Genomic DNA, 25,575 nt, shown 5'->3' on the forward strand with positions numbered 1-25,575 from the left:
TCAATAATCAGTTTTAAAAAAATATGTCAAACAATATTCATTTTTTAGATGACAATGCAATAAATAAACCTGAACAAGATTTATTTAATTTTAAATTTTATGCAGAAAAAGTTCAAAAACTGATACAATTAAATTCTAGCAATCCTGATCCAATTACTATTGGAATTTATGGAAAATGGGGCGAGGGAAAAACTTCATTCTTAAATCTTATCGAAAATAAAATTGATCATTTTGAAAAAAAAGATGGAGACAAAGAATATTTGAAATTCCATTTTAATCCTTGGAGGTATTCAAATGAAGATGAAATGATGTTTGATTTTTTTGATGGCTTAGCAAAAAGATTTTATGTAAAAAAAGAAACTAACAGCCAAAAAATTGGCAAGCAACTTATTAAATACAGCAGATATCTTAAATCAATTAAAATATCATCTTCTTTCGGTATTCCAACTAAACTTGGTACAAAAATAACTTTTGATCCAAGTGTGATTCTTGAAACGTTAGGTGAAGATTTAAAGGGCGAAGAAATTACACTTGAAATTTTAAAAGATAAGGTTAATGAAGATTTAGAAAAAGTAAATTTTAAAGTTGTTGTATTTATTGATGATTTAGATCGATTAGATAAAGAAGAAATCTATACGATTTTAAAATTAATTAAACTAAATGCCAATTTTAAAAACTTCATTTTTATAGTAAATATTGATAGTGATCATGTTGCTAAAGCCATTAAAGATCGCTATGGAAATGATATTGAAGATGGCTATCAATTCTTAGATAAAATCATTAATATCCCTATTCATTTACCAAGAATTGAAAAAGAAGATTTACAATACTTTTTTGATGTTAAATTAAAATTGGTCATCGACAAACTACCTTTTCTACAAGACAAAAAAGAAGAAACATTTAATGATATTAGTCTTGCTTTTTCAGAAGCAAAATATGATTCTCCCAGAGAAATAATTAAAATTTTGAATAGCTTTTTTATAAGCGCTTTTACACTTGAAAGAGAGGCAAATACAATAGATATTTATTGGATAGAATGGCTAAAAATTAAAAATATTAAATTATATAACTGTATAAAAAATTATCAATTCGATAATGGTTTTATGCCTATTTTTTCTAATCAGTACCCTACAATTAATTTTAATGATGATATTTATGAAAAGAATTATCCGAATGGTACAAGAAAAAAATTAATTGAAGAGTTTAAAGATTATCAGTGGTTTTTAGATAGACTATTTCCATCAAATATTGCGACTGTACCAAATGACAATTTAATTCCTCATATAAACCTTCAAGATCATTTTGAAAAATATTTTTCATATCATACTATTAGAAAAATGTCAAATTTTAAAATAGAGCAAATTAAAGATTTATTAAAAGAGAATACTACAGAAGGCATTATCGATATAATCTCAGATTTTATAAACCATGGAATTGAAGAATACAAAATAATTTATAAAATGGAATCTTTAATTACTTCTGTAAAACATAAAGATGGAAGAAATACATTTTATCTTTTTTTATTTGATAAATATATTAACTCAAGTTTTTTTAAAAATGAAAATACTATTCGTTTAATTGAATCAATTGCAAATGTTTTAGATAAAGATAATGAGAATGATAACGATTTAATTTCTTTTGAATTAGCAAATAAACTTGATGTAAATCAATTATGTCATTTTACGAGAAAATTTGATAACACTAAAGCATTTAAAAAAGAGCTAGAAAAACTCATTGCAGAAAAAGCCCAAACAAGTTTTAATCTTGAAAATCTTATTTACAAAAATCCAACAAACGCCCCTAATAGAATGATTATGCATTATTGGAAATTAGCAGATGAAAATGCATATGAAGCCTATATAAAGTCTACAATTGTAAATGAAGTAAATATAAAACTTCTAATTAGAAATTTTTCTACTTTTTGGAACAACTCTTATTTTGGACCTCTAGAAAAAGATAATTACGACTATCTAAAAACACTAGTAAATGTTGAATTTATCTTTAGAAAGATAGCTGAATTTAACCCTACATTGGTCGATAAAATTAATCCTAACAATTATAAATTTTCAGAGATGGATGCTAATACAGAAGAACAAAATCTTGATCAATTCATTTATTGGTATAAAAAAGAGAACGATTCTGGAATAAAAATAGAAACTGTTAAAGAAGTTCAGATTTAAATGTCAGGAATCTACATTCATATACCATTTTGTAAACAAGCTTGCCACTATTGTGATTTTCATTTTTCAACTTCAATGAAAAAGAAGGACGATATGGTTTTAGCATTAGCTAAAGAAATTGCCATGCGTAAAAATGAGTTTGAAAATGAGATTGTAGAAACGATATATTTTGGAGGAGGAACACCATCTGTTTTAAGTAATGAAGAAATCAACTTTTTGATTTCAGAAGTTTACAGGAATTACAAAGTCACCAAAAAACCTGAAATTACACTTGAGGCAAATCCTGATGATTTGTCTTCAGAACGAATTTTAGAATTGTCTAAAAGTCCTGTAAATCGTCTCAGTATTGGAATTCAGTCTTTCTATGAAGACGATTTGAAGATGATGAATCGTGCTCATAATTCGGCGGAAGCCAAAAAATGTCTGGAAGAAGCAACAAAATACTTCGAGAACATTTCGCTCGATTTGATTTACGGAATCCCTGGAATGAGCGACGAAATGTGGAAACAGAATATTCAGACTGCTTTGGATTTTGGCATTTCGCATATTTCGAGTTACGCGCTGACAGTTGAACCGAAAACTGCCTTGAGGAAATTAATTCAAACCGGAAAAATTGCCGAACCGCAAGATGAAGCAGCTTCAAATCATTTTATGATTTTGGTTGAAATGCTTCAGAAAAACGGTTTCATCCATTACGAATTATCGAATTTTGGAAAAGAAAATTATTTCTCCAAAAACAATTCGGCTTACTGGTTAGGAAAAAAATACATAGGAATAGGCCCTTCGGCGCATAGCTATGATGGAGAAAAAAGAGGCTGGAATGTCGCCAATAATTCATTGTACTTAAAATCTATTCAGGAAAATGTTTTGCCTATAGAAACTGAAATTCTAACCGTTTCAGATCGTTATAATGAATATATTATGACAGGTTTACGAACTATTTGGGGTGTTTCATTAGATCGAATAGAGAATGAATTTGGCTTGGATTATTTGAATTATTTGCAAAAACAAAGCAAGAAATTTTTAAATGATGACTTGGTTTCGATTGAAAATAATATTTTGAAACCTACAGCTAAAGGAAAATTCTTAACCGATGGAATAGCAAGTGATCTCTTTTACTTAAATTTGGAAGAATAATAAACCTTGCGGTTAAACAATATGATAGCAAAAATCAGCAATTTTGAAATCGACTTATCAAAGCCTATTGATATTTCTATTCCGTTAACAAATACTGAGGAAAATCCAATTGCGTGGTACATCGAAAAACCAGCTATTGAACCAGTAGTTTTTGGTGACTGGATTGGGAAAGTTTCTGAAGGGAAATCATCTACCAACTTCAATAATATCTTTTTTAATCCGCATGGGCACGGTACACATACAGAATGTCTGGGACATATTACCAAAGATTTTTACAGTATAAATCAGTCTTTAAAAAAGTTTTTCTTTTTTGCGAGATTAATTACTGTTGAGCCTGAAAAAATGGGAGAAGATTTTGTGATTACGAAAGAGCAGATTTCAAAAGTTATGAATGTTTCGGGTTTTTCAAAAACAGAAGCGATTATCATCAGAACGCTTCCCAATCTAAAAGATAAAAAATCAAGAAAGTATTCAAATACAAATCCTCCCTATTTGTCTGAAGAAGCCGCGATTTTTATCCGCGAAAGCGAAATTCAGCATTTGTTAATTGACTTGCCAAGTGTTGATCGTGAGCATGATGAAGGGAAATTATTGGCACACAAAGCTTTTTGGAATGTTAAGAATACACATAATTTAAACAGCGATGCGCTTTTAGATGCGACAATTACAGAAATGATTTTTGTACCAAACGAAATTCAGGATGGGGATTATTTGCTCAATCTGCAAATTGCTTCTTTTGAAAATGATGCAAGTCCCAGCAAGCCTGTTTTGTATGCTATTTCAAACTTTCAACTGTAACTTTAGTAGTGCTCTTCGTTTTTTTTCAGCCAATTAAAAACGATAAAGAAATGAAAATGTAATGAATACGAAACAGCTTAAAAAAATTGTTTAAAAGAATAGAATGTTCCAAAATTATGAATCAGATTACCGTTTCTATAGACAAAAGCAAACTTGATATTTTATTCATTCAAAATTTTCTAAAAGATATTTACTGGGCTGCCGGAAGAACAATAGATGAAGTACAAACTACGATTGATGCTTCGGTTTGTTTTGGAATTTATTTGGATGACAAACAAATTGGTTTTGCAAGAGTAATTACAGATTATGTTGTTTTTGGATATGTAATGGATGTTTTTATTACAGAAGAGCATCGTGGAAAAGGATATTCGTCAATTTTAATTGAAAATATGATGAAGGAACCGTTACTGAAAGATATCAAAATCTGGCGTCTCGCAACAACAGATGCACACTTTTTATATGAAAAATTCGGATTTACAAAACTCAACCATCCTGAAAAAATGATGGAAAAAATATTATGATGAATATAATTATCAAGTTAGAGGAAACTGCTTTATTTATTCTCGGAATCTATTTGTTCAGTCTTTTAAGTTTTGAATGGTGGTGGTTTTTAGTTTTAATTTTAGGTCCTGATGTATCGATGCTGGGTTATATATTGGGAGACAAAAGCGGAGCATTTTTTTATAATGTATTTCATCATAAAGGAATTGCAGTTTTATTTTATATTTTAGGGTCGTATTTTAAAATTGAAGACTTGCAATTAGCCGGAATTATTTTACTTTCACATTCTGCAATGGATCGGATTTTTGGTTATGGTCTCAAATATGAAAAAGGTTTTAAATACACTCATTTAGGTGAAATTGGTAAATAAGCAATCATGAATTTAGAAACATATTACGAATATTGCCTTTCTAAAAAAGGCGTAACAGAACATTTTCCTTTTGATGAAGATACTCTGGTGTTTAAGGTTGGCGGAAAAATGTTTGCCTTATCTTCTTTATCCCAATGGGAAAAGAATGAAGCTTCAGCTAATTTGAAATGCGATCCGGAACGTGCGCAGGAACTCAGAGCAGAATATGACGAAATTAAACCGGGATTTCACATGAGCAAAGTGCATTGGAATACGATTGCATTAAACGGAAATTTACCGACATCTTTTGTTAAAGAACTTATTGATCATTCGTACGAATTGGTTTTCAAAAGTTTGACAAAGAAAATTCAGAATGAAATTATCGACCCGGGGTAAAATTTTACCGAACGGGCGGAGCAATTAGAAAATTAGGCATTACATTTGTAAGGAATGTCAAAAACATAACACTCAATTAATTTGCAACTTAGTAGTTTATAGAATATGAAAGAACAATTTAAAAAATTTCTGAACGAAGAACAAGATCCGAAAGCAATTGAAAAAATTACTTCAAAACTCAGTGATTTATTAATGAAGGGAGAAGAAGTAGGGTATATCGCGGTTCAAAAAAAACCAGCAATTACTGTTTTTCCTGACAGTATTGTATTAACGAATAAAAGAATTATTATTTGTGAGCCTAAAAATTTAGGGCTTTCGATGGATTTTACAGATTATACCTGGGACAATATAGCGGGTGCTTTTGTAAAAGAAAATATTCTGGGCTCAGAATTCTCATTTAACACAAATACTGATTTCTCGATTTCGATAGATTATATCCCAAAAATTCAGGCTAGAAAAATATATACTTACGCAAAAGAACAATTAGATTTGCTAAAAAATCCGGTAACTATTGAAGCGCCGGTTTTTGAAAATGCAAAGCCAGAAGTAGAAAGCGAAAGCATTGTTGAAGATGATATTGAAGAGGTTGAAACGGAAGAAGTGTCAAATTTTGCAGAAATTATTCCGGCAACAACTCCGTATGAAACTTTTGAGACAATCCAGCCAATTCCTGCTTCAACTGGGGAACGCAAACTAAGTGATTTGTCAAAAGAAGAACTTTTTGATAAATTACAGAATTATAAAAAGTTATTGGATAATGGCTTGATTCTGCAGGGAGAGTATGATGCTTATAAAAAAGAAATTTTAAGTTATATGTAATAAAAAAATCCGAAGCTTTATACTTCGGATTTTTTTATTTTTTTGGTTACCATTCATTGACTTTATTGGCATCCATTTTTAAGAATATAAAAAGCAAAATCGTAAATCCCCATAGTCCGGAGCCACCATAAGAAAAGAAAGGCAAAGGAACTCCAATTGTTGGAAAAATACCGACTACCATGGCAATGTTTACAAAAAAGTGAATGAATAAAATTCCTGCAACACAATATCCGTATACCCGGCTAAATTTTGTTTTTTGCCTTTCGGCTAAATAAATAATTCTTAAAAGTAATCCGGCAAATAAGGCAATAACAATAAAGGAGCCGGCAAAACCCCATTCTTCACCCACAGTTGTAAATATATAATCTGTGTGCTGTTCAGGGACAAAACCACCTTTTGTTTGGGTTCCTTCTAAAAACCCTTTTCCAAGCCACCCACCAGATCCAATAGCAATTTCAGATTGATTAGTATTGTATCCAATACCTTTCATATCAACCGTTTTTCCTAATAATATGTTGAAACGGTCTCTGTGATGTTGTTTAAACACATGTTCAAAAACATAATTTACAGAAAAAACAAAAGCCGAAATAATAGCCAGAAGTATGCTGCTTAATATAATGTTTCGATCAACTGTCCGTCCTTTAAAATATATAATAATAAGTACCGCCAATGCGAGTAAAATAACAACGTAAGGTTCTAAAATGAGTGTTAATACAAATAAAAGGATAGTGATAAAACCTGTCCAGACATACCAGGATGGAAGACCTTCCCGATATAAAACAATAATAAAAATACTATAAATTAAAGCGCTCCCGGGATCTGGTTGTGGTAAAATCAAAATTACAGGCAGAAATATTATGGCAAGTGCCTGAATTTGGCGATTAGTTTCTTTTAAATTAATCTGTGTGTCGCTTAGATATTTAGCCAATGCCAATGATGTAGCTGCTTTTGCAAATTCTGAAGGCTGAAGTGTAAAACTTCCTATGGCATACCAGCATCTTTGTCCGGCAATTGTTTTTCCAAAGAGAAATAATCCGGCCAATGATAGTAGTGAAACCCCAAAAATAATACTGGCATATTTTTCATAGAATTTTCCATCAACAAACAAAACAATGAAAATTAATGGTATCGTACAGGCGATAAATATTAACTGCTTTTCATAAGTTCCTTCTGTAGAAGAAAGGGAAGATGAATATATATTTAGCCAACCCAGAATAACCAGAACACTGTAGATAATAACACTTATCCAATCAATATTATTTTTTACGCTTTGATTTTTCATTTGAAATGGAAGTCCTTATTAATTTCGTTTGATAGAATCTACTTTAGTTTTTGAAATTATTTTTTTGCTTTTTGCGATAGAATCTTTTCTTTGTATATTTAGCTTAATGGCATTTGCAATAGAGTCCTTTGTTCTTAGATCTTTCTTAATAACTTCTGAAAGTCCGCCTAATTTTGCATATTCACTTTGTAAACTTTTGTTTAAAACCCTAACTTCTAAATCGGTTCTTGAAATTTTTCTTTTTAAATATTTTTCAATCATTAAACTCGCAATTGGACCTGCTACTGTTGCTCCAAATCCTCCATTTTCAATCATAATGGCAATGGCGATTTTCGGGTTATCTTTAGGTGCAAAAGCCACAAAAATAGAGTGATCTTTAAGTTTTTCTCTTTTACCGTTTATTTTGGCATAATTTTCAGCTGTTCCCGTTTTTCCACAAATATCAATTCCGGGCACATTTAAACCATGTGCAGTACCTAGATTATAAACATCGAATAGCCCACTAATAACAGGGGGAAAATATTTTTTATCGATGGTTGTTACGTGTTTAGTAGTAAACTTTGCATCAATCTTTTTGCCTTCTATTTTTTTGATAATATGAGGCGTATAATAATATCCCTGATTGGCAACGGTTGCCATCATATTTGCTAATTGAATTGGAGTCATCAAAACTTCCCCCTGACCAATTGCATTTGATACAATCGTAGTGCTTCGCCAGCCTCCATTAGGATATATTTTTTTATACGTTTTTGAAGTAGGAATATTCCCTCTTTTACCGGTTGGCAAATCATAGCCCATAAACTGACCAAGTCCAAAACTTTTAACGTGATCGCTCCAAACATCCACTGCCTTTGCCGGATTATTGTATTTGTTGATGGTAAGCATGTAAGATTGGGCAAAATAGGTATTACATGAATTATAGATACCATTATGTAATTGATGCGGTCCAAAACCATGGCATTTCATAAAACGTCCTCTTCCGTAGCTAAAACCGTGATGACACATAAAAGTAGTCTGCTCATTGATTACGCCTTCTTGTAATGCAACTAAACCGGTTAAGATTTTAAAAGGTGAGCCTGGCGGATACTCTGCTAACAGTCCTCTGTCATATAAAGGTTTTGCTATAGAGTCATGATATAACAGCGTATAGTTTTTAGAACGCTGCCTTCCAACTAAAATACCTGGATCATATGAAGGAGCGGTAACAAGTGCTAGAATTTCACCTGTTTTAGGTTCAAGAGCAACAATACCACCTCGTTTATTGATCATTAATTCTTCGCCGTATTTTTGAAGTTCAGCATCAATAGTTAAATTAATATCTTCTCCTTGCACCGCAATAGTATCGTACTTCCCATCCTTATAGGAACCAATTTCTCGATTATACTTGTCTTTTTGGATATATTTTACGCCTTTTATCCCTCTCAGTACTTCTTCGTAGCTTTCTTCAACGCCTTGTTTACCAATTAAATCACCACTGTTATAATAAGGGTTTTTTGCAATCTGGCTTTCGTTTACCTGAGTGACACCTCCAAAAACATTAGCGCCATAATCTACTTCGTAATCACGTAGGGATCGTTTTTGAAAATAGAAACCTTCATATTTTCTTATTTTCTCCTGAAAAGCGGCAAATTCTGTTTTGTTTAATTGGGGTAAAAATACAGAAGGTAATCTGGGACTATAAACCTTTGCTTTTGCTACTCTTTTTTCGTAGTCTTCTTTTGTAATGTGTAATAACTCACAGAATTCAGCAATATTAAGATCGTCTTTAATATCCCTCGGAATTACCATGATATCATAAGAAGATTGATTTGCAACAAGCAGTTTTCCGTATCTGTCGTAAATATAGCCACGTTCAGGGTAATCATATTTTATTTTAATAGCATTATTTTCTGATTTCAATTTGAAAGAATCATCAATAACCTGCAAATAAAATATCCTGATCACTAGCAAAGATGCTGCAATAATAATTAAAGTGGGCAGCAGGACTTTTCTCATCGTTTATTTGGCTTAATAAGATATATAATTATGATAGAAATGAGTATCGTGAAAACAGAACTGAATAGGGTCCTGAGTAAAATATCCAAGATGAATTTAAATTCAAAGGCCAGAAGAATAAATAATACTATATGGTGTAGTAAAACAGAAACCAAAATGAATGAAAATCGTTCAGGTGTTAATGACTCATTTAGTTTTATAGTTTGATATTCATAACTTAATCCGAAGGAAAACTTAAAAATATAAGGTCTGTAATACGATAAAATTACGCATGAAGCAGCGTGAATTCCACCTGAATTACAGAACATGTCCATAGTAAGGCCTAATAAAAAACTGGAAATTATTAAACCGGTTCTATTACTGTTTACTGGATATAAAATGATATATAGAATATACGGAAAAGGACTTATGTATCCTAGGAAATTCATATTATTAAAAATAACAATCTGAATTGCCAGTAACATAATAAATCGAAAAATATTGACTAACAATGTGCTATTCATCTTTTTCCTTGTTTTTGTTTTCTAAATTAATTAGTTCTTCCCTTCCCTTACTTTTAATGATATAAACATGTCCTAAATTAGTCATGTCGTTAAATAATTTGACATCAATGGTGTAGAATGTCGTTTTTGTGTTGGTATAATATTTATCAACTACACCAATATTAATGTTTTCAGGGAAAATTACAGATTGTCCACCTGTAACAATAGTATCTCCCTTTCTAACAGAAGCCAGTCTGGGAACATCGGTTAATTGTACAGTACCTGTGCTTTTTCCATCCCAGGTTAGAGAACCAAAATGATTTGATTTTTTTAGTTTTGCATTAATCTGCGATTTCATATTCAGAATGCTAATCACGGTTGAGTAATTTGGTGAAGTATTGTCTACAATACCAATAATGCCTAAACTATTTATTACCCCCATATCTTGTTTGACTCCTTCGTTTGATCCGGAATTCAAAGTAATATAGTTTTCATGTGTACTATATGAATTATGAATTACTTTCGAAACAATGATATCAGCTGGTTTGACACCTTTAATGCTATCAATCATTGGCGCTTTGGTGGTGTCTTCTTTATTAAATAAAAGACTTTTTAATCTTGCGTTTTCAAGTACCAGTTCGTCATTTTCAGTTCTCAAATTCAAATACTCATTTACATTGTTTATTTTTTCATAAACGCCGCCGCTAATAAAGTTAGCAGAACTGATCATTCTGCTTCTGTGAAAAGAGTGAGATTGGATTGTGAGTGCCAACGAAATACCTAAAAGCAGCAAAAACAGCAATCGATTACTGTTTCTTATAATGAAATTAAAAATTTGCTGCATTTCTTGTTCGGTTATTTTGTTTCAGGATATGCTTTGGGTTCAAATTTTATTAGAGTCAAATGATTCAATTTGACTCTAATAAAAATATATTGATTGTTATTTTTATCTTACTTGATTAAGATACTTTTAAATTTTGCAATGTTTTTAAGTGCCATTCCTGTTCCACGAACAACTGCTCTTAATGGATCTTCGGCAATGTAAACAGGTAAATCTGTTTTTTGTGAAATACGTTTGTCAAGACCTCTTAACATCGATCCTCCACCAGCTAAATAAATACCTGTATTGTAAATATCAGCAGCTAATTCAGGAGGAGTTTGAGACAGAGTTTCCATTACAGCATCTTCAATACGCTGAATGGATTTATCTAATGCTTTGGCAATTTCGCGGTAAGAAACATCAACTTGTTTTGGTTTACCGGTAAGTAAATCTCTACCCTGAACTGACATGTCTTCTGGAGGACTTTCTAAATCTTCGATAGCGGCTCCAATTTGAATTTTTATTTTCTCTGCGGTACTTTCTCCAACAAAAAGGTTGTGTTGTGTACGCATATAATAAACAATATCATTTGTGAAAACGTCACCCGCAATTTTCACAGATTTGTCACATACAATTCCACCTAAAGCGATAACGGCAATTTCAGTTGTACCGCCACCTATATCTACAATCATATTTCCTTTTGGTTGCATGATATCGATACCAATACCAATTGCTGCTGCCATTGGCTCGTGAATCAAATAAACTTCTTTTCCGTTTACTCTTTCACAAGATTCTTTTACAGCACGCATCTCAACTTCAGTAATACCAGAAGGAATACATACTACCATTCGTAAAGCTGGAGTAAACATTCTTTTCTTTAATGCAGGTATGCTTTTAATGAACATATTGATCATTTTTTCTGAAGCATCAAAATCGGCAATTACACCATCCTTCAAAGGCCTTATGGTCTTGATGTTTTCATGCGTTTTACCTTGCATCATGTTGGCTTCTTTTCCAACAGCAATGATTTTGCCAGAAACTCTATCGCGTGCAACGATAGATGGGCTATCAATAACAACTTTATCATTATGTATGATTAAAGTGTTTGCGGTACCAAGGTCTATCGCAATATCCTCGGTCATGAAATCAAAAAATCCCATAAGTTTGTTAGGGGTTTAAAATGTTATAATTAATTTATCGAACAAAGTTAAACAAATTAATGTTTAAAATGACGTGTTCCTGTAAATACCATTGCAAGATTATTTTCGTTGCAATAATTTATGCTTAATTCATCTTTTATTGAACCTCCTGGCTGTATTACTGCCGTTATTCCTGCTTTTTTGGCTAATTCTACACAATCCGGAAAAGGGAAAAATGCATCGCTCGCCATAGAAGCTCCAGTTAAATCAAATCCAAAAGCTTTTGCTTTATCAACTGCCTGGACCAAAGCATCAACTCTTGAAGTCTGACCTGTTCCTGAAGAAATTAATGTTCCGTTTTTTGCAAAAACAATCGTATTCGATTTTGTGTTTTTACAAATTTTTGAAGCAAATATTAAATCTTCTATTTCCTGAGCAGTAGGTTCTGTAATTGTAACGGTTTTTAAATGCTCTTTAGTATCTGTAATATTATTTCTGTCCTGAATTAACAAACCATTAAGACATGTTCTTACTTGTCTTGAAGGTAATGCAACTTCATTTTGAACTAATATGATTCTGTTTTTCTTTTCCTGTAAAACGGCAATTGCGTCATCATCATAACTTGGAGCAATAACGACTTCACAGAATAATTTGTTAATTTCCTGCGCTGTAGCTAAATCAATTTTACTGTTGGCAATCAAAACACCTCCAAAAGCAGATGTAGGATCACAAGCCAAGGCTGCTAAATAAGCTTCGCTAATTGTTTTTCTTGAAGCTAATCCACAAGCATTATTATGTTTTAAAATAGCAAATGTTGGTCCGTCAGTTTTAAATTCATTGATTAAATTTACTGCAGCATCAACATCTAATAAGTTGTTATATGACAATTCTTTTCCGTGAACTTTTTTGAACACAGCGTCAAAATCTCCAAAGAAAAATCCTTTTTGGTGTGGGTTTTCGCCATATCTTAAAACTTGTCCGTCAGCGATACTTTCTTTATAGATCGTTTCGTCTGTGTTGAAATAATTAAAAATTGCTCCATCATAGTGAGAAGAAACGTGAAAAGCTTTTGTTGCCAACAATCTTCTGTTTTCAAGAGTTGTTGCTCCATTTTGTTCTGTAATCAAATCTAAAAGCAGGCTGTATTCGTTAACCGAAGCAACAATTACAGTGTCTTTGAAATTTTTTGCACCCGCACGGATTAATGAAATTCCGCCAATATCAATTTTTTCAATAATATCTTGTTCGCTTGCACCTGAAGCAACCGTTTTTTCAAAAGGATATAAATCAACAATTACCAAATCAATCTGAGGAATATCAAATTCTTTCATTTGCTGAACATCACTTTCGTTATCCTGACGATTTAAAATTCCGCCAAAAATTTTCGGGTGTAATGTTTTTACTCTTCCGCCAAGAATTTCAGGGAATGAAGTGATATCTTCAACAGAAACTACCGGAATGCCAAGGTTTTTAATGAAATCTTCAGTTCCGCCAGTCGAGTAAAGAGTAACGTTTTGTTCGTGTAATTTTCTAACGATTGGTTCTAATCCATCTTTCGAAAAAACAGAAATTAATGCTGATTGTATTGTTTTAGTTGTACTCATTGTGTAGTTATAATTTTCAGACTGCAAAAGTAGTTTTTTTTGATAATATATTTAAAGGAATTCTTGTAACATTATATTAAAAAAAACTACTGATGAGTTAGTTACCTTTTGTTAGGTTTTTGATTTAAATTTATTGAATTTTACTTTATCGAAAAAAACAAAAATATGCTACTTTATCTTAGGTTATTAAAAGAAAGTCTGAGTTTTGCAATTAATGCTTTACGAAATAATAAGTTGCGAACTTTATTGTCACTATTGGGCGTGACAATTGGTATTTTTTCGATCATTGCTGTACTTGCTGCTGTGGATTCTTTAGACAGGAAAATTTCTAAAGATCTGAGCAGTTTAGATAAGAATACGATTTATTTAATGAAATATAACTTTGGTCCATCTGAAATTCCACAATGGAAGAGAGAACAGTTTCCGAATGTAAAATATGATGAATACATCGCTTTAAAAAATTCGCTAAATAATACAGATCAGGTAGGTTATCAGCTTTTTGTGAATCGTGAAAGTTTAAAATACGATTCAAAAACTGTTGCTGATGTAAATATGATTCCTTCTTCATTTGAAATGGTCGATATTGATGGATTAAGTTTCGAGAAAGGAAGATTTTATAACGAATCAGAATCAAATTCAGGAACTCCGGTAATTGTTTTAGGATATGATATCGCCAACGGACTTTTTGGAGAAAGTGATCCTATCGGAAAAAGTATTCGTTTGTACGGACAACGCTTCACGGTTATTGGCGTAATGACAAAACAAGGAGCAGGTTTTTTTGGTGATAGTAACGATACTTCAGTTTATTTTCCGGCTAATTTTTTACGCAGAATGTACGGGGATAGCGATGCAATGACACCCGTAATTGTTTTAAAACCTGTAAAAGGAATCGATATGGATGCTTACAAAGCCGAAGTTGCACAAAAACTAAGAGCAATTCGCGGGATGAAAGCAGGGGAGATGGATAATTTTTTCATCAATGTACTTTCCGGATTTACAGATTTTATTGATGGAATTTTAGGACAGATGAATGTTGTGGGATGGATTATCAGCGGATTTTCTCTTTTGGTTGGAGGTTTCGGAATCGCCAATATTATGTTCGTTTCCGTAAAAGAAAGAACCAATTTAATTGGAATTCAGAAATCTTTAGGAGCTAAAAACAGATTTATTTTATTTCAGTTTTTATTTGAAGCCATTATTCTTTCTGTAATTGGAGGAATTATTGGTCTGTTAATGGTTTGGGGAATTGCGCTTATCTTAACAAAAGTGCTTGATTTTGAATTTGTTTTAAGCTTTGGAAACATAATTCTCGGAACTACTCTGGCTGCCCTTATAGGATTGATTTCAGGAATTTTGCCTGCAATTTCGGCCGCAAACTTGGATCCGGTTGAAGCGATTAGGACCGGCATGTAAACTTTTATTATTTAAAATGTGAACAATGTTTTAAAAACAATACTCAAAGTAATGGTTTTGAATTAGTTCAGTAAAAATATTTGTTGTTTACATCATAACACAAAAAGATGGTATTAACTCAAAAAAGGCATGTTTTTTCGAGTTAACCCATCTTAATTTTTTTATCGGATAATTTTTTTGCAAAAAAAATTATATCTCTATTATGTCAATTGCTATCAGAGCATTGTTAATGTCAAAAAGAAGCTGTATGTACATATCAATACCTTTATTTTCTTTTTTTAAATAATTATTGGATATGGTTTTATAATTCATATTGTTAAATTTGCCAGTAGGATTAGATGATAAAGGGTAGTTGTAAAATGAGTAAGTTTTCTCTGTTGTCCATCTCTTGTCACTAGGTGGTCCTAATGGTATTTGTTTTGTAACTGTTTTTATTTTGTCTCCTATTTTAAAACTGTCACCATTTATCTTTCCAACTAAAATATTGGCACTTTCACGAATCTCAAATGACTGTAATCTTCCATTAGAAAAATAAAGTTTGTTTTTGCCGTAATTGTAAGTTTTTAAAGTTTCGTCGGTTGTTTCAGAATAGAAATCTGATATGCTATTAGGTTCTCCAAAAATCTGAATTGCTTTTTCTGTGCTTTCACCAAGAGCAAGACCTATAGTTTTATTTGTAGATTTCATTAAAGTTATTTCTGTAATGTCTTTCGACTCTTGTGAAAAAGCAATTGATGTTGTGATCAATTGAAGTACGAATATGATTAATGCTGTTTTTTTCATAATTTTAATTGCAAGGGCTAGTTCCTTCTCCTGTTTCTTTATTAAATTTAGTGCCTAAAAGTGGCTCTGGATCTATTTTGTTTCTATTTTCATCTTTTGCTTGTATATGTACGTGAGGAATTACTCCTGGACTAGCAGCATTACCTGTCGTGCCTGATTTTCCAATAGGTTTGCTTTGACTTACCATGCTTCCGACTGATAAACCTGAAGTAACTTGATTGAGATGATTAAATTTCAAATATATTATATTTCCATTTACTGTGCTACGTATTTCTACATAATTTCCATATGAATTTTTTCTATACTCATCAGCTGCAAAAGAATTTTGAATTGCAGTGATTTCTCCGTCATACATAGGAAATACATCTCTATTAGGGGCTGCAGTAATGTCAATACCGTCATGAAATTTTGGTTCTCCATCTGCAGTAATTCTTGTAAAACCAAATGTACCACCTTTATAGTTGCCTGGTCGGGAAGGTGCTAAAGTAGGGTTTTTCATTGGGTCTCCAGCGCAAGGTTTGTTTGCGGGAGTTTGAGGATTTATTATTATGACCCATCCTGCAGGAGGTGCTGTTGTTGCTGGGAACCCAAATGGCCACCAAGGATTTTGCTTTTGGGGGATAATTATTATTTCTTTGAGTTCTGTTGGAAGGGCTCCTGATGTATCGCATAGCCATGGATTTACTTTACACCATTCATCAATTTGGTTTTGCGAAAGGCATATATTTACCATCAATAAAAAAGAAATTAATAATGTATTTTGGATATAGTTTGATTTCATTAATTGGTTTTTATAAAATTATTGTTGAAGTCTGGTAGTTGGAATACCGTTTTCTCGTCTTTCGCCAAAAATAAGCTTATTAGTTTCATAAGAATAAACCAAAAAATATCCTGTAAAATCTTCATTCTTTATTAAAGTTCTGATGTCTTTTGTTGAATTTCCTGATTCAGCTTCTTTTTTTTCTATATAGTCTGAATCTGGATGAAGTTCAATTATATTCAAGATGTAATTGTTATTAGATTCTTTTCTCATAAGTAAATCTCTAAAACCATATGGTGACATTCTTTTAGTATACGAAATGTTGACTTGATAGTTGATTAAGGGTATACGAACGAATTCTTCAAATCCCTTGACTCCTATTTTATCTAAGTCCAATACTTGTTACCTTAGTCCAATCAGGTTCTCCTGGAAATGTACTGGTCGTATGTATTGACTTTTTTTTAGAGTCCTATTTTGATACCATTTTTTCGATTGTTCAATAAGCAACTTTTGTTCACTATTTAGATTTTCGACTGTCTGAATTCTGTCAATAGGAATGTCTGCCTCACTACAAGAAGTAAATTGACTACATAGTGTAATAAGTAATAATAGAACTAAAGTTTTTTTTTGATGTTTTTTTTCATTAATATTAAAATTTTTAAAAAATATAATAAAATCACTAATAATAAAATTTTATTAGTAAGAATATATGTATATATAATTAATGAAATTTGCGAAAAAATTATAATTGAAATTTTAATCTAAAAATTGTCTACTTTTTATCAATTGATTCTGGTTTTTACAGTTTATTGATGGAATTTTAGGACAGATGAATGTTGTGGGATGGATTATCAGCGGATTTTCTCTTTTGGTTGGAGGTTTCGGAATTGCGAATATTATGTTCGTTTCCGTAAAAGAGAGAACCAATTTAATTGGAATTCAGAAATCTTTAGGAGCTAAAAACAGATTTATTTTATTTCAGTTTTTATTTGAAGCAATCATTCTTTCTGTAATTGGAGGAATAATTGGATTGCTGATGGTTTGGGGAATTGCACTTATTTTAATAAAAGCACTGGATTTTGAATTTGTTCTAAGTTTTGGAAATATAATTTTAGGAACAGGTCTTGCGGCAATGATCGGTTTAATTTCAGGAATATTGCCTGCTATTTCTGCTGCAAATCTTGATCCGGTTGAAGCGATTAGAACGGGAATGTAGTTTTTTTAAGTGCTGAGATTCTGAGTTGCTAAGTCTTTATTTTTTTTTAATTCGAATAGGAGGCTTTATAAATTGAATCAGGAAATTTAATTCTTGTTTTGTCCCATTTAATATTTCTATAATTGTAGTAACCATTAACTTTCTTGTATTTTAAGACAGTATCTTCTTCTTGTGTTGTTCTTCGGATAACAACAAAATCACGATCTCTTTTGAAAAAATTTAGAGATCTATTTAAGTCGAAAAAAACTTTCGCCTTTAAGGTGTCAGATTGAGATGCAATAAAAGTTTGATTTCGAAAATCATCTTTGTAATTCAATTTAATAAAATCGTAAATGTTTTTATTCGAAATTTCAATTATATCCTCGGGCTGTAAGTTTGTGAAGTATGGGATTGTATCAGCTGTTGGTGTTCCACAGACTGCTCCTATTCCTTTGCGTTGAAAGTAATAGGCTGTGGAGTCAGAGTTAATTATAAATGTATTAGTTCCATATACAAGCCAACCTGGAGGAGGTAAAGGAGCTGGCATAGTGTCTTTGTCGTGAATTATCGCATGGTTTTCCTGAGAAATTATATAAGGAATGTTTTCTTGTTGATTTTCTTTCTTGTTACAATTTAAAAGAAGAAAACAAATCATAAAACCAATAAAAACTCTTTTCATATAAATAAGATTTAAAATAAAGATATAAAAAAATCTCACCTGCAAGTAAGCGGATGAGATTTTGATATTTTTAGAAGTTAAAAAACTATCTAATACTATTATTCTGAATTAAATCAATATACAAATTGATTTTGTCTTTCAAATCTTTTCTAGGCGTAATAAAGTCTAGGAAACCATGCTCTAAAAGAAACTCAGCAGTTTGAAAACCTTCCGGCAAATCTTTTCCGGTAGTATCACGAACCACACGCGGACCGGCAAAACCAATCAAAGCACCTGGTTCAGAGATGTTTATATCTCCTAACATGGCATAAGACGCAGTAGTTCCACCAGTAGTTGGGTCAGTACATAAAGAAATGTATGGTAAGCCGGCTTCGGCAAGTTGTGCTAATTTTACAGAAGTTTTTGCCAATTGCATTAAAGAATAAGCAGCTTCCATCATACGGGCACCACCTGACTTAGAAATCATTACAAAAGGTAATTTGTTTTTGATCGCATGATCAATACCTCTTGCGATTTTTTCACCTACAACTGCTCCCATAGATCCACCAATAAAAGCGAAATCCATACAGCAGATTACAAGTTCTTTTCCTTTCGATTTTCCTACTCCGGTACGTACAGCGTCTTTAAGATGTGTTTTTTCCATTACATCTTTCAATCGCTCAGCATATTTTTTTGTGTCCACAAAATGCAAAGGATCTTTTGATGTCATGTTTTTATCCAACTCAACAAATTCATTGTTGTCGAATAAAATTTCAAAATAGATTGCGCTTCCAATTCTAACGTGAAAATCATCTTCAGGACTTACGAATAAGTTTCTCGCTAATTCATCAGCGTCAATAATTTTTCCAGTAGGAGATTTGTACCACAATCCTTTCGGAACGTCCATCTTATCTTCTGTAGCAGTCGTAATCCCTTTTTCCTGTCTTTTAAACCAAGCCATATTGAATGTTTTTTTTGTTTGAGGTTTCAAGTTTCAAGTTGCGAAACCTGAAACTTGAAACCTGAAACTTTAAACTTTTTATTATAGTGTATTCACGTTGTTTAAGTCAGCAAAAGCTTGTTCAAGTCTTGCGTTGAATGTCACTTCGCTTTCACGAACCCATCTTCTTGGGTCATAATATTTTTTGTTTGGAACATCTGCACCTTCAGGGTTACCAATTTGAGATTTCAAATACTCAAGATTTTTAACCATATAATCACGGATTCCTTCAGTGTATGCAAATTGTAAATCTGTATCGATGTTCATTTTGATAACTCCGTAGCTAATTCCTTCTCTGATTTCTTCAAGTGTAGAACCTGAACCTCCGTGGAAAACGAAATCTACCGGGTTGTGTCCAGTGTTGAATTTGTTTTGAACGTAATCCTGAGAATTTTTTAAGATTTTTGGAGTTAATTTTACGTTTCCTGGTTTGTAAACACCGTGAACGTTTCCAAAAGCAGCGGCAATTGTAAATTTAGGACTTATTTTAGATAATTCTTCGTAAGCATAAGCAACTTCTTCTGGCTGCGTATATAATTTTGAGCTGTCTACATCAGAGTTGTCAACACCATCTTCTTCTCCACCTGTAATACCAAGCTCGATTTCTAATGTCATTCCCATTTTGCTCATTCTGGCCAAATATTCTTTACAGATTTCAATGTTTTCTTCGATTGGCTCCTCAGACAAATCGATCATGTGAGAACTGAATAATGGTTTCCCTGTTTCTGCAAAATGTTTTTCAGATGCATCTAACAAACCATCAATCCAAGGCAATAATTTTTTTGCGCAGTGGTCAGTATGTAAAATTACAGTTGCACCGTAGGCTTCTGCTAAAGTATGAATGTGTTTTGCTCCTGCGATTCCACCAGCTATTGCTGCTTTTTCACCTGCATTAGATAATCCTTTTCCAGCGTTAAATTGTGCTCCTCCGTTTGAAAACTGAATGATAACCGGTGCGTTAAGTTTTGCAGCAGTTTCAAGAACTCCGTTAATTGTACTTGAGCCTGTTACGTTTACTGCAGGAAGTGCAAATCCTTTTTCTTTTGCATAATTAAAGATTTCCTGTACTTGATCTCCTGTAGCCACTCCTGGTTTAATATTGTGTGCCATTGTAATTTTTTTTAGTTGTTTTTAGGTTTTTAGGTTGCAAAAATAAGAATTAATTAGCATTAGAATGGATAATTTATCCCAAAATTTAAAACCGAGTGCCCAAAATTGTATTCTTTAAACCATCTGTCTCCCTTGTCATGCGCCGGATTATAAGTCTTAAAGCCTAAATCTAAACGAATAACAAAAAAGCTTAAATCGTACCGTAAACCAAATCCGGATCCTAAAGCAATTTCATCGAAATCGTTTAAGCTGGAGAATTTTGCTTTTTCATCAGTTACATTATCGAGAACATTCCAGATATTTCCGGCATCTGCAAAAATTGCCCCCTTAACATCTCCGAAAATTTTGAACCTAAATTCGCCACTAAGAGCGATTTTCATATTGGCTTCATTAAAATCATTTACGGCATTTGTACTTCCGGGACCTAATGCATAAGGTTGCCATGCACGATTGTCATTTGAACCCCCGGAATAATAACTTCGCGAAAAAGGAATGTAATCTGAGTTTCCAAAAGGAATTGCTATTCCAAAAAAGCTTCTCACAGCCAATACTTTTTCTTTTCCAAAATCCCAGTGCTTGATGTAGTCAAATTCGGTTTTTAAGTATTCGGAATATGCCAGATTAAAGATCTCGTAATCGCCATTTGAATTTTTTGGTAAACTTGCCACATTTGAAATAGCCGATAACAAAGTACCTGCAGATTCTATTTTGGTTTTAAATTGATAAAAGGTATTATCTGCTAAATCCTTTTTAGTTGTTTTGGTAAACGTATAACTGGTGGCTAAAATAAAATCATTTTCAGTTAAACGTACTCTTCTTTCTTCTATGCTTTCAACATCTTTGTATTCCGGATCTGATGGTGTTAGTGCTGTTCTTTTATTTATAACATCATCTGTAAAACCTGTTGTTCCCTCATTTATTTTCAAATTTCCGTTATTATCAACATTAGATTCAGTAACATTATATACGTTTGCAATATTGTTTAATTCATCATAAGAAGAAGTATAAACCTTAAAATAATTAGCAGGGTTTAGGTTACGGACATATTGTGCATTTAGTAAATCTAATTTTGCAGAATTATATCTTTTTGGAGACCAAAGATAGGATAGACCCCCGGTGAAACTTTCTTTGTCCAGTCCGATGTTCCTTTGTTTAGAAAAACCAGCCGCTATTGATGTAGATGGAATCATGCTTTTTGGAATAATCTTTTCAGTGCCAAAAGGCATTAGAATTCTCGGGAAATTAAGTTTCATGTCAACTCCATATTCAGAAACATTAAAGAAATTATCATTAGGATTCGCCATGTCTTTTGATGAACCTATATTTGCACGGGCAGAAATTTCTAAGGTTTCAGCTCTGTTAAAGACATTTCGAATTGTTTCTGAAACACTGGCTCCAATTCCAAAATCCTGGATATTGGAATGGGTTAAATCTAAAGTAGCTCCAAAACTGTATTTTTTTCTTGGCGTTAAATAAACTTTTGCAATTAAGGATTGTGATGTAGAATCCCGTTTGTCAACTTCGTATTGTATCGATGGATAATTGAAAATTTTCAGATTGTTTAAATAACGTGTTGAAAGAATAGTTCTAAAATCAGCATAAGTTCCGCCCTTGGTAATAAAAATCGCATCTGTAATAGCGCGGGGTTTGTATTTTAATTTTTCATAACTATACAAATTAAAGTTGTTGTAGGTAGTACTGTCCTTAATTTGGCTTTTTGCACGTGCGGGAGAATAATCAGTATAAATATTAACGTCACTTATTTTATACAATTTAAAAGGTTCTGTTCTGCTGGAATCCTTTTCTTGTATGCTGTTGTTTTTAATAATTAGATTTATATCTGCTTTGTTTTTTTTACCAATAGTGTCAACGTCGAAAGTAACATAAGTTGGTTGAAAAAAGTAGGCACCGTGATTTCTAAAATAGGTAGTAATACGATTTTTTTCTTCTTCAAAATCACTTGTTTTAAATTGATTTCCTGATTTTAAAACAGAAGGCTCAGGATTTTTTGTATATAATGAATCTAAAGCCGGAGTGCTAATACTGGTTCTAATAGAATCTAAAGTGTAAACAGGTCCGGTTGTAATATTGTAATTAATTTTTGCCTTTTTATAACCTACGCTGTCTATGTTGTAATTCGTTGCTACATTAAAATATCCGTTGTTAAAATAATAAGATTTTAAGCGAAGTAAAGTTTTTTTAGTTTTTGAGGTATCAATAATTACAGGAGCTTCACCGGTTTTCTTTAAGAACTCATGAATTCCTTTGTACAAAAAAGATTGCCCAAGACGATCAACTTGCTTAGCAGATAATATTTTCGACTGACGTTCGTATTTGCCCGGGTTGTTTTTAAATTTTGCCTGATAGGAAGAATCGGGATTTAATTTCGCCAGATTATATAGATTTAATCGTAGCTTGTATCCTAATAAATTACTATTAGGTTTTTGATACATTTGATTTGAAGCGGTTTCATCATTTGTAGATTTGCCATTTACAATAATGTCATTTTTTGTAAGTAAGCTTTTTCCGTTTGGGACTCTTTTCACAGCATTACAAGCGCAAATAAATATTGCTATTAGAATAAATGCTGTTATTTTTGTAAAAATCTTTTTCAAGTGTTTTTAAATATTTAATTCAAAAGTACATTATTTTATGATTAGTAAAAACCAAATAAAACTTATATCAGGTTTACATCAAAAAAAGCAACGTTTTGCTAATCAATTATTTTTTGCTGAAGGAATAAAAGTAATTCAGGAATTGTTGCAATCCAATTTTGAATTAGAGCATTTATTTACCACACAAAATGATTTTGAAACAGTTGCGTTTTCAAAACGTGTTTCTATTACTGAACAAGAACTTAAAAAAATAAGCGCTTTGTCAACTCCAAATACATGTTTGGCTGTATTCAAAATTCCTGCCGAAAATCCTATAATCGACTCAGGCTTAATTGTAGCTTTAGACGATATACGTGATCCGGGAAATTTAGGAACCATTTTAAGGCTTTGCGACTGGTTTGGAATTCAACAAATTATTTGCTCAAAAGAGACAGTTGATATTTACAATCCTAAAGTAGTTCAGGCCACAATGGGGTCTATTACAAGAGTAAATGTTAATTATGTTGATTTGAAATCTTTTATAACAAACGCAAAATTGCCTGTTTTTGGAACTTTTATGAATGGTGAAAATATTTATCAATCTGTATTGCCTCAAAACGGAATCATTATTATGGGTAATGAAGCCAATGGTATTTCAGCAGAGATTGAAAAAATGGTAACAAGCCGACTCACAATTCCCAGATTTGGGACACTACAAAAAACTGAAAGTTTAAATGTAGCCACCGCCACCGCTATTGTTCTTAGTGAGTTTAAACGAAATTGTTAAGCTTTTGTTTTAATGAAAAGTAAAATTTATTAAAATTGCTCTCGATTTCATAGAATCTATGTTGTCTGTCCAGGGACTATTTGGATTTTCAGGTGTTTTATTGTCCCTGATTAATTCATCCGTTATGCCAAACATACCCCTGATAGATGGCGAAAAAATAAAATACTCTGAGAAGATATCTATACCGAAACCAATTTCATAAGCAGAACTCCAGGTTTTTGCTCTAAATGTACCTTCGAAATTATCATCTCTGGATTTTGAATTACTGGATAAATTTAAAGTTGTAGAAAGTCCTCCTGTTAAAAACGGGCGTATATTTCCGGTGCGTAAAGCTGAAAATTTCAATAACAAAGGAAAATGAATGTAAGTACTGTTAACTTCTCTTAAATAATCATTTTCTGAAGTGAAATTAGCAAAATGTAAATCTCGTTTTGTATAGTACAAACCTGGTTCAAAACGTAAATTGATGTATTCCTGCAATCTTAAATCTGCGACAACCCCAACATTAAACCCTGTTGTTTTTTTTACCTGGATATCCTGTACGACTTCTTTGTAATCGAATTTGAAATCAAAGCTGTTAAAACCTAAATAATACCCAAAGTATAGGCGTTGTTTTTGCCAGTTTTCCAGGTTAATAATAGGGTCTTTGCTAAACATACTTTTAGCAAATTGAGAATATCCCTGTGTCGATAATACTAATAAAATTAAGATTACTGTTTTTTTCATACTATTTTTTAGAAGCAGAATATAGGGTTGCTACACCAAAAGTTTGCGGCATTGCCACAACATCTATAAACCCAATTTTTCTCAAAATATTGTTCAAAGCTTCTCCATAAGGAAAAGCAGCTGCGGATTCTGATAAATATCCATAAGCTGAATTATCTTTGGAGAATAATTTTCCGATAATTGGAAGTATATTTTTGGTGTAAAAACGATATCCTTGTTTATAAGGTGTTTTAACAGGAACTGAAGTTTCTAAAATTACAAATACACCATTTGGTTTTAAAACTCTTAAAATTTCGGCAAAGCCTTTTTCTAAATTCTCAAAATTTCTAACACCAAAACTAACAGTTATGGCATCAAAGTAATTATCCTCAAAAGGCATATTTTCAGAATCAGCTAAGACTAATTCAATTCTGTTTGAAAGTTTTTTTTCTTCTACTTTTTTTCTGCCAACTTCAAGCATTCCGGCTGAAATATCTAGGCCAATAATTTTTTCGGCATTACTTTGTGCCATCAAAATGGCAAGATCTCCGGTTCCGGTAGCAATGTCAAGTATAATTTTTGGTTTTGAATCAGAAACTATTTTCAAAACTTTTTTACGCCATTTTACATCTATTCCAAACGAAATTACACGATTTAAATTATCGTAGTTTCCTGATATAGTGTCAAACATTTGTGCAACTTGTTCTTTTTTGCCTAATGTTGAGTTTTTGTACGGAGTTATTTTTTCAGACATTTTTTTTATTTACGCAAATATAACATAAAGTATTTAACTGCAATTGTGTTTCTCAATTACGATAGAAAATGTTTTTTCAGACTTGGTTATAAAATCACTAAAAGTGGGTATTGTAGGTAAAGTATTTATTGGTCAATTTAGCATCTGTAAAAATGTTAATATTTTTTCAATGATAAATAGAGATACAATGACCCAAATCAAATGGGTGCTCCTTGCGCTTAGCATCTCATTTGTTCTTGTAAGCTGTTTTGAAAGTACTGTTTTTGAGAGCAGTATTATATTTAAAGTGCAAAATACGTTCTTAGGATTAAATT

24 protein-coding genes and 1 pseudogene are annotated in these 25,575 nt (G+C 32.0%); 10 read left to right on the forward strand and 15 right to left on the reverse strand.

Annotation, left to right across the window (positions count from 1 at the left end):
- The first annotated feature begins 23 nt into the window (after positions 1-23).
- The 7 genes from BXU10_RS09305 to BXU10_RS09335 all read left to right on the forward strand — a co-directional run bounded on the left by BXU10_RS09305 (position 24) and on the right by BXU10_RS09335 (position 6,180).
- A complete protein-coding gene (locus BXU10_RS09305) occupies positions 24-2,180 on the forward strand; it encodes a P-loop NTPase fold protein (RefSeq protein WP_078227092.1) in 2,157 nt (718 codons plus the stop codon).
- On the forward strand, positions 2,181-3,317 hold the full coding sequence (gene hemW / locus BXU10_RS09310) for a radical SAM family heme chaperone HemW (RefSeq protein WP_078227093.1): 1,137 nt from the start codon (positions 2,181-2,183) through the stop codon (positions 3,315-3,317).
- A gap of 21 nt (positions 3,318-3,338) precedes the next feature.
- A complete protein-coding gene (locus tag BXU10_RS09315; protein ID WP_078227094.1) occupies positions 3,339-4,115 on the forward strand; it encodes a cyclase family protein in 777 nt (258 codons plus the stop codon).
- 116 nt (positions 4,116-4,231) lie between these two features.
- Positions 4,232-4,636: a GNAT family N-acetyltransferase gene (locus tag BXU10_RS09320; RefSeq protein ID WP_078227095.1), complete on the forward strand. Its 405-nt coding sequence runs from the start codon at positions 4,232-4,234 to the stop codon at positions 4,634-4,636.
- Positions 4,636-4,986 carry a DUF4260 domain-containing protein gene (locus BXU10_RS09325; RefSeq protein ID WP_078227096.1) on the forward strand — a complete coding sequence of 117 codons (351 nt, stop codon included), beginning with the start codon at positions 4,636-4,638 and terminating at the stop codon, positions 4,984-4,986. Before BXU10_RS09320 ends, BXU10_RS09325 begins: the two co-directional genes overlap by 1 nt.
- A 6-nt stretch (positions 4,987-4,992) precedes the next feature.
- On the forward strand, positions 4,993-5,361 hold the full coding sequence (locus tag BXU10_RS09330) for an MmcQ/YjbR family DNA-binding protein (RefSeq protein WP_078227097.1): 369 nt from the start codon (positions 4,993-4,995) through the stop codon (positions 5,359-5,361).
- 105 nt (positions 5,362-5,466) lie between these two features.
- Complete coding sequence (locus BXU10_RS09335; RefSeq protein ID WP_031454262.1) at positions 5,467-6,180, forward strand: PH domain-containing protein; 714 nt, start codon at positions 5,467-5,469, stop codon at positions 6,178-6,180.
- Positions 6,181-6,226: 46 nt separating this feature from the next.
- Here the strand turns inward: BXU10_RS09335 and rodA are convergent, their stop codons facing one another.
- The 6 genes from rodA to purH form a co-directional block, all read right to left on the reverse strand.
- Positions 6,227-7,462, reverse strand: coding sequence for a rod shape-determining protein RodA (rodA, locus tag BXU10_RS09340; protein ID WP_031454263.1), 1,236 nt, complete (start codon positions 7,460-7,462; stop codon positions 6,227-6,229).
- A gap of 18 nt (positions 7,463-7,480) precedes the next feature.
- A complete protein-coding gene (mrdA, locus tag BXU10_RS09345; RefSeq protein WP_078227098.1) occupies positions 7,481-9,457 on the reverse strand; it encodes a penicillin-binding protein 2 in 1,977 nt (658 codons plus the stop codon).
- Positions 9,454-9,960 carry a rod shape-determining protein MreD gene (locus BXU10_RS25230; protein ID WP_078227099.1) on the reverse strand — a complete coding sequence of 169 codons (507 nt, stop codon included), beginning with the start codon at positions 9,958-9,960 and terminating at the stop codon, positions 9,454-9,456. The genes mrdA and BXU10_RS25230 overlap by 4 nt, the downstream gene beginning before the upstream one ends.
- Entirely contained in the window at positions 9,953-10,783 is an 831-nt protein-coding gene (gene mreC / locus BXU10_RS09355) for a rod shape-determining protein MreC (protein WP_078227100.1), read from the reverse strand. The genes BXU10_RS25230 and mreC overlap by 8 nt, the downstream gene beginning before the upstream one ends.
- A gap of 107 nt (positions 10,784-10,890) precedes the next feature.
- Entirely contained in the window at positions 10,891-11,919 is a 1,029-nt protein-coding gene (locus BXU10_RS09360) for a rod shape-determining protein (RefSeq protein WP_078227101.1), read from the reverse strand.
- A 56-nt stretch (positions 11,920-11,975) separates the two neighbouring features.
- Positions 11,976-13,502, reverse strand: a complete 1,527-nt coding sequence (gene purH, locus BXU10_RS09365; RefSeq protein WP_078227102.1) for a bifunctional phosphoribosylaminoimidazolecarboxamide formyltransferase/IMP cyclohydrolase — start codon at positions 13,500-13,502, stop codon at positions 11,976-11,978.
- 165 nt (positions 13,503-13,667) lie between these two features.
- Between purH and BXU10_RS09370 the strand changes: the two genes are divergently transcribed.
- Entirely contained in the window at positions 13,668-14,915 is a 1,248-nt protein-coding gene (locus BXU10_RS09370) for an ABC transporter permease (RefSeq protein WP_078227103.1), read from the forward strand.
- 189 nt (positions 14,916-15,104) lie between these two features.
- Here BXU10_RS09370 and BXU10_RS09375 read toward each other — a convergent pair whose 3' ends face one another.
- From BXU10_RS09375 to BXU10_RS09385, 3 genes are read right to left on the reverse strand one after another with little or no spacing between them, the layout of a single operon-like run.
- Positions 15,105-15,698, reverse strand: a complete 594-nt coding sequence (locus BXU10_RS09375; protein ID WP_078227104.1) for a hypothetical protein — start codon at positions 15,696-15,698, stop codon at positions 15,105-15,107.
- A 4-nt stretch (positions 15,699-15,702) separates the two neighbouring features.
- Positions 15,703-16,479 carry a M23 family metallopeptidase gene (locus BXU10_RS09380; RefSeq protein ID WP_078227105.1) on the reverse strand — a complete coding sequence of 259 codons (777 nt, stop codon included), beginning with the start codon at positions 16,477-16,479 and terminating at the stop codon, positions 15,703-15,705.
- Positions 16,480-16,497: 18 nt separating this feature from the next.
- On the reverse strand, positions 16,498-16,731 hold the full coding sequence (locus tag BXU10_RS09385; protein WP_078227106.1) for a hypothetical protein: 234 nt from the start codon (positions 16,729-16,731) through the stop codon (positions 16,498-16,500).
- 523 nt (positions 16,732-17,254) lie between these two features.
- Between BXU10_RS09385 and BXU10_RS09390 the strand changes: the two are divergent.
- Positions 17,255-17,674, forward strand: a pseudogene (locus BXU10_RS09390) (ABC transporter permease); the annotation flags it as partial.
- Positions 17,675-17,720: 46 nt separating this feature from the next.
- On the opposite strand, the gene BXU10_RS09395 reads toward BXU10_RS09390, so the two are convergent.
- The 4 genes from BXU10_RS09395 to BXU10_RS09410 form a co-directional block, all read right to left on the reverse strand.
- On the reverse strand, positions 17,721-18,332 hold the full coding sequence (locus BXU10_RS09395) for a hypothetical protein (RefSeq protein ID WP_078227107.1): 612 nt from the start codon (positions 18,330-18,332) through the stop codon (positions 17,721-17,723).
- 85 nt (positions 18,333-18,417) lie between these two features.
- Entirely contained in the window at positions 18,418-19,272 is an 855-nt protein-coding gene (gene accD, locus BXU10_RS09400; RefSeq protein WP_031454270.1) for an acetyl-CoA carboxylase, carboxyltransferase subunit beta, read from the reverse strand.
- An 81-nt stretch (positions 19,273-19,353) separates the two neighbouring features.
- A complete protein-coding gene (fbaA, locus tag BXU10_RS09405; protein ID WP_078227108.1) occupies positions 19,354-20,421 on the reverse strand; it encodes a class II fructose-bisphosphate aldolase in 1,068 nt (355 codons plus the stop codon).
- A 59-nt stretch (positions 20,422-20,480) separates the two neighbouring features.
- Entirely contained in the window at positions 20,481-23,036 is a 2,556-nt protein-coding gene (locus BXU10_RS09410) for a BamA/TamA family outer membrane protein (protein WP_078227109.1), read from the reverse strand.
- A gap of 37 nt (positions 23,037-23,073) precedes the next feature.
- Here BXU10_RS09410 and BXU10_RS09415 point away from each other — a divergent pair, with 37 nt between their 5' ends.
- Complete coding sequence (locus tag BXU10_RS09415) at positions 23,074-23,802, forward strand: RNA methyltransferase (protein WP_078227110.1); 729 nt, start codon at positions 23,074-23,076, stop codon at positions 23,800-23,802.
- 9 nt (positions 23,803-23,811) lie between these two features.
- Here BXU10_RS09415 and BXU10_RS09420 read toward each other — a convergent pair whose 3' ends face one another.
- Both BXU10_RS09420 and ubiE read right to left on the reverse strand, forming a co-directional pair.
- A complete protein-coding gene (locus tag BXU10_RS09420; RefSeq protein WP_078227111.1) occupies positions 23,812-24,528 on the reverse strand; it encodes a porin family protein in 717 nt (238 codons plus the stop codon).
- A 1-nt stretch (position 24,529) separates the two neighbouring features.
- Complete coding sequence (ubiE, locus tag BXU10_RS09425; protein ID WP_078227112.1) at positions 24,530-25,261, reverse strand: bifunctional demethylmenaquinone methyltransferase/2-methoxy-6-polyprenyl-1,4-benzoquinol methylase UbiE; 732 nt, start codon at positions 25,259-25,261, stop codon at positions 24,530-24,532.
- Positions 25,262-25,575: the final 314 nt, after the last annotated feature.

It is taken from the genome of Flavobacterium sp. LM4, assembly GCF_002017935.1.
In the GTDB taxonomy this organism is placed as follows: Bacteria; Bacteroidota; Bacteroidia; order Flavobacteriales; family Flavobacteriaceae; genus Flavobacterium; species Flavobacterium chungangense.